Genomic DNA, 5232 nt, shown 5'->3' with positions numbered 1-5232 from the left:
GGAATGCTCCATTTTCATCGCTTCCACCGCGACGACGACGGCGCCGGCTTCGACCGTCGCGCCGTCGGCGGCGCCGACTGCCACCACCGATCCGGGCATCGGGCTGCGCAGTTCGGCGTCGCCGCTGTGCTCGTCGTCCGGGCGCACCGGCTCCTCGCGAACCTCTTGCAGCATTACCGTGCCCAACTCGCCGGCGAGCCAGATTCGGTGGTCGGCGTCGGCGGCGGTGACCTCACAGCGGATGCCGTCGACCACCAGCGTCAGGCGCCCGGAAGCCAACGAGGCGCGCAGCGAGCGCTTCTTACCGCCCTCCACCCAGACCTCGGCCTGCTGTGGGGTTCCGGTGATCCGGACGTGGTCGGCGCGCCCGCCGGCGCGCAGCCGGATTTGCCAGCCGGCGTGCTCCCCAACCCGCCATCCCGACGGCAGTTCCCATACGTCCGCCGGGCCGGCCGGCCAGGTCTGCAGCCACCGGTACACCGCGGCGGCGATCAAGGCGTCGTCGTCGACGTCGGGCGGGATGTACTGCAGCCGTTCGAGCAGCCCGGTGTCCAGCCGGCCGGCGGCCACGTCGTCGTCGGACAGCACGAATCGCAGAAAGTCGACGTTGGTGCCCACACCCAGCACCGCGGTGTCGCCCAGCGCCCGGTCCAGACCGCGCAGGGCGGCGTCACGGTCCTCGGCGTGGACGATGACCTTGGCCAGCATGGGGTCGTAGTCGCTGCCGACGGTCGTCCCCGCCGCCAACCCGGAGTCCACCCGCACCCCCGGCCCGGACGGCTCACAGAGCGCGATCACCGGTCCGCCGGTGGGCAGGAACCCGGCGGCGGGGTCCTCGGCGTACACCCGCGCCTCGATGGCGTGCCCGCTCAGCGCGATGTCGTGCTGCGCGGCGGTCAGCCGCTGGCCCGCGGCGATGCGGACCTGCCACTCGACCAGGTCCCAGCCGGTGACCATCTCGGTGACCGGATGCTCCACCTGCAGACGGGTGTTCATCTCCATGAAGAAGAATTCGTCGGGCCGGTCGGCGGAGACGATGAACTCGACCGTGCCCGCTCCGACGTAGTCCACGCTGCGAGCGGTCTCGCAGGCGGCCTCGCCGATCCGCGACCGGGTGACCGGGTCCAGCAGCGGCGACGGCGCCTCCTCGATGACCTTCTGGTGGCGACGCTGCAGGCTGCACTCGCGCTCGCCCAGATGCAGCACGGTGCCGTGGGTGTCGGCGAGCACCTGAACCTCGATGTGCCTGGGCTGCAACACGAACCGCTCCAGGAACAGGGTGTCGTCACCGAACGCGGCCGCGGCTTCCCGGCGGGCCCCCGCCAGCGCCTCGGGGAGATCGGCGGCGTCGTCGACCCGCCGCATGCCCTTGCCGCCGCCGCCGGCCGAGGGTTTCACCAGAACGGGGAAACCGACATCGCCCGCGGCGGCGATCAGATCGGCGTCGGACAAGCCAGGTTCGGCGATGCCGGGTACCACCGGCACACCGGAGGCCGACACGGCCGTCTTGGCCGCGATCTTGTCGCCCATGGTCGCGATCGCGGAGACCGGCGGACCGATGAACACCACCCCGGCTTGGCGCAGCGCGGCGGCGAATTCGGGGTTCTCGGAAAGGAATCCGTAGCCGGGGTGCACAGCCTGGCTGCCGGTGCGCAGGGCCGCGTCGACCACAGCGCCGATATCGAGGTAGCTCTGGCGGGCCGGCGCCGGCCCGATGCGCACGGCGAGGTCGGCTTCGGTGACGTGCCGGGCGCCGGCGTCCGCGTCGCTGTAGACCGCGACCGAGCGGATGCCCATCGCCTTGAGGGTGCGGATGACCCGCACGGCGATCTCGCCGCGGTTGGCCACCAGCACGGTGTCGAAAAGTCCAGAGTTCATTTCGTCACATCCGGAAGACGCCGTAGGAGACCGGCTCGACCGGTGCGTTGCCGCAGACCGAAAGAGCCAGGCCGAGAATGGTTCTGGTGTCCGCCGGATCGATCACACCGTCGTCCCAGAGTCGCGCGGTGGAGTAGTACGGGTTGCCCTGCTCCTCGTACTGGGCCCGGATCGGCGCTTTGAAGGCCTCTTCCTCGTCGACGGTCATCTCGCCGCTGACGGTGGCCAGCACGGCGGCCGCCTGCTCACCACCCATCACCGAGATCCGGGCGTTGGGCCACATCCACAAAAATCGCGGCGAGTAGGCCCGCCCGCACATCGAGTAGTTGCCCGCGCCGTAGGAGCCGCCGATGACGACGGTGAGTTTGGGCACCCGCGCGCAGGCGACGGCGGTGACCATCTTGGCGCCGTGCTTGGCGATGCCGCCGGCCTCGTAGTCGCGGCCGACCATGAAGCCGCTGATGTTCTGCAGGAACACCAGCGGGATGATGCGTTTGTCGCAGAGCTGGATGAAATGCGCTCCCTTGAGGGCGGATTCGCCGAACAGCACCCCGTTGTTGGCGACGATGCCGACCGGGTGGCCGTGAATCCGCGCGAACCCGGTGACCAGAGTGGCCCCGTAGTTCGCCTTGAACTCGCTGAACTCGCCGCCGTCGACGATCCGGCTGATCACCTCGTGCACGTCGTAGGGCACCCGGGCGTCGACGGGCACCACGTCGTACAACTCGTGCTGATCGGCCACCGGGGCCGCGGCGGGGCGGACGTCCCAGGCGGGCGTCGGCGCGGCTCCCAGCGTCGCGACGATCTCGCGGACGATGCGCAGGGCGTCGCGGTCGTCGCGGGCCAGGTGGTCGACCACACCGGAGGTCTTGGCGTGCAGGTCTCCGCCGCCGAGTTCCTCGGCGGTGACCACCTCACCGGTGGCCGCCTTCACCAGCGGCGGCCCGCCCAGGAAGATGGTGCCCTGGTTGCGCACGATGATGGTCTCGTCGCTCATGGCCGGCACGTAGGCGCCGCCCGCCGTGCACGAGCCCATGACCACCGCCACCTGCGGGATGCCCTGGGCGCTCATCTGCGCCTGGTTGTAGAAGATCCGGCCGAAGTGCTCGCGGTCGGGGAAGACCTCGTCCTGGTTGGGCAGGTTGGCGCCGCCCGAGTCCACCAGGTAGATGCAGGGCAGGCGGTTCTCGCGCGCCACCTCCTGCGCCCGCAGGTGCTTCTTCACCGTCATCGGATAGTAGGTGCCGCCCTTGACGGTGGCGTCGTTGCAGACGATCACGCACTCCACGCCCTGGACGCGGCCGATGCCGGCGATCACGCCCGCGCCGGGCGCCGCGTCGTCATACAGGCCGTGGGCCGCCAGCGGCGCGAGTTCGAGGAAGGGCGTGTCGGGGTCGAGCAGGCCTTCCACGCGGTCGCGCGGCAGCAGCTTGCCGCGCGCCAGGTGTTTGGCCCGCGCAGCCTCGCCGCCGCCCAGCGCGGTGCGTGCGAGCTGGCGGTTGAGATCGTCGACGAGGCCGCCCATCCACTCGGCGCTGGCCTTGTAGCTGTCGGAGCGGGGGTTGATCTGGCTGGTCAGCGCCGGCATCGTGTCTCCTCGGGCCGGCACCGGCTTGGCTGGGCAGGCGGGCTTTCGTGGTCCGTCGACGCTGGCGTCAACGTCGGGCGCACCCATGGTACACAGCACCCCCTGCGGGTCGGATCAGAACGGCCCGTGGGCGAGCCAGCGCTCCATCTGTGGCAGCCGGTCGTTGCCCCAGAAGGGTTCGCCGTCGATGCGGAAGAAGGGCGCGCCGAAGATGCCGCTGGCCACCGCTTCGTCATTGGCCTGCTTCAGGCGCGCCTTCCAGGCGGGATCGTTCCAGACGGCTTCGGCGGCATCGGCGTCCAGGGCCTGTTCGGCGGCGTAGGCCTTCAGGGCCGCCGCCTCGTGCAGCGCCACACCGCGCGTGAACACAGCGCGCAGGCCCTCGCGCGCCCATCGCGCTGCCGCCGATCCAGTCTCGCTGCCGCCCTGCGTGGCGGCCAGCCACCAGAACACGCGGGCGGCGTTCTGCGTGGGAATGGGGAACACCGGCGGCGGCATGTAGGGCACGCCGTGGAAGCGGGCGGACCGTGCGAAGTCGTGCAGCGAGTACTCGCGCTTGAGCGGGTAGGACACCGGCGACTTCAGCTCCGCGGCCTGGAAGGTGGCGCCCAGCAGGATGGCATGGCGGCGCACGGTGCGGCCGTGGCGAGCGGCCAGCGCGTCGATCCACTCCGAGGCGACGTAGGAGTAGGGCGACGAGAAGTCGAACCAGCAGTCGATGGGGGCGGGCGAGGCCATGGCGTTCACTCCAGCCTGATGCCGCGCCGCGTGATGATCTCGCCGAGCAGGCGCGCCTCGGCCTGCACGCGCACCGCGGCTGCGGCGGCGTCGCTGCCCACGGGCTCCCAGCCGCCGGCCAGGAAGCGCTGGCGCGTCTCGGCCTCCTTCATCACCGCCGGTACGTCGCGCGCCAGCCGCTCCAGCGCGGCGCGTGGCATCCCGGCTGGCGCGACGAGCGCGTTCCACACCTCCAGCGGCGGCATCCGCACGCCCAGGTCGGCCAGGGCCGGCACGCCCGGCGCGAGTTCGCTCTTCGGGCCTGTCACGCCGATGGCGTGCAGCTTGCCGGCCCGCACCTGGGGCAGCGCCAGCCCCGGCGGCACCAGCGCCAGCTGGATCTGCCCGCCCAGCAGGGCCGTGAGCACCGCCGGGTTGCCGTTGTAAGGCACGTGCACGGCGCTGCCGCCGATGGCGCCGTTGACGAGCTCGCCGCCCAGGTGGCCCACCGAGCCGATGCCCACCGAGCCGTAGCTCCACTTGTCGCCCGCGGCGCGCGCGGCCGCCAGCCAAGCCGTGCCCTGGGGTTGCTCGGCCGGGGTCACCAGCACCAGCGGTGCGGTCGCCAGCAGCGAGATCACGGCGAAGTCCTTGTCCGGGTCGAAGGGCAGGCGCGGGTTCAGCGGCTTGGCGGTCGTCAGGTTGCCGTTGATGACGACGCCCAGCGTGTGCCCGTCGGTGGCCTTGGCCACGGCGTCGGCAGCCAGGTTGCCACCGGCACCCGGGCGGTTCTCCACCACCACCGGCTGGCCCCACGCCTTGGCCAGTGCGTCGGCCAGCGCCCGGGCCGAGATGTCCGGCGTGCTGCCGCCCGGGAAACCCACCAGGATCTTCACCGGCTGGCTGGGCCAGGCCGGCTGTGCGGTGGCGGCGCCGGCAAGCCAGCCGCCGGTGCAGGCGATGGTCGCGACGGCGGCCAGGAGATGTCGGCGGGCGGCGTTTCGTGGCGTCATGCGGTCTCCTCGGGATGGACGGGCATCGTCCCCGCA

The 5232-nt window shown here is 71.7% G+C and carries 4 protein-coding genes; all 4 read right to left on the bottom strand.

Translation table 11 applies throughout. The annotated features are described in order from the left end of the window. The coding region (locus ADBZ6I_RS15820) for an acetyl-CoA carboxylase biotin carboxylase subunit (protein ID WP_526385498.1) at positions 1–1878 on the bottom strand (1878 nt) is incomplete at its 3' end. A gap of 4 nt (positions 1879–1882) precedes the next feature. Continuing rightward, complete coding sequence (locus tag ADBZ6I_RS15815) at positions 1883–3403, bottom strand: carboxyl transferase domain-containing protein (RefSeq protein WP_526385500.1); 1521 nt, start codon at positions 3401–3403, stop codon at positions 1883–1885. A gap of 177 nt (positions 3404–3580) precedes the next feature. Then, positions 3581–4204 carry a 2-hydroxychromene-2-carboxylate isomerase gene (locus ADBZ6I_RS15810; protein ID WP_526385496.1) on the bottom strand — a complete coding sequence of 208 codons (624 nt, stop codon included), beginning with the start codon at positions 4202–4204 and terminating at the stop codon, positions 3581–3583. A 5-nt stretch (positions 4205–4209) separates the two neighbouring features. Then, positions 4210–5196 (bottom strand): Bug family tripartite tricarboxylate transporter substrate binding protein, encoded by a 987-nt coding sequence (locus ADBZ6I_RS15805; protein WP_526385494.1) that lies wholly within the window; start codon positions 5194–5196, stop codon positions 4210–4212. Positions 5197–5232 lie beyond the last annotated feature (36 nt).

Source organism: Mycobacterium sp. (assembly GCF_044342925.1).
GTDB lineage: Bacteria > Actinomycetota > Actinomycetes > Mycobacteriales > Mycobacteriaceae > Mycobacterium.
This window is presented reverse-complemented; position numbering and strand designations above follow the sequence as displayed.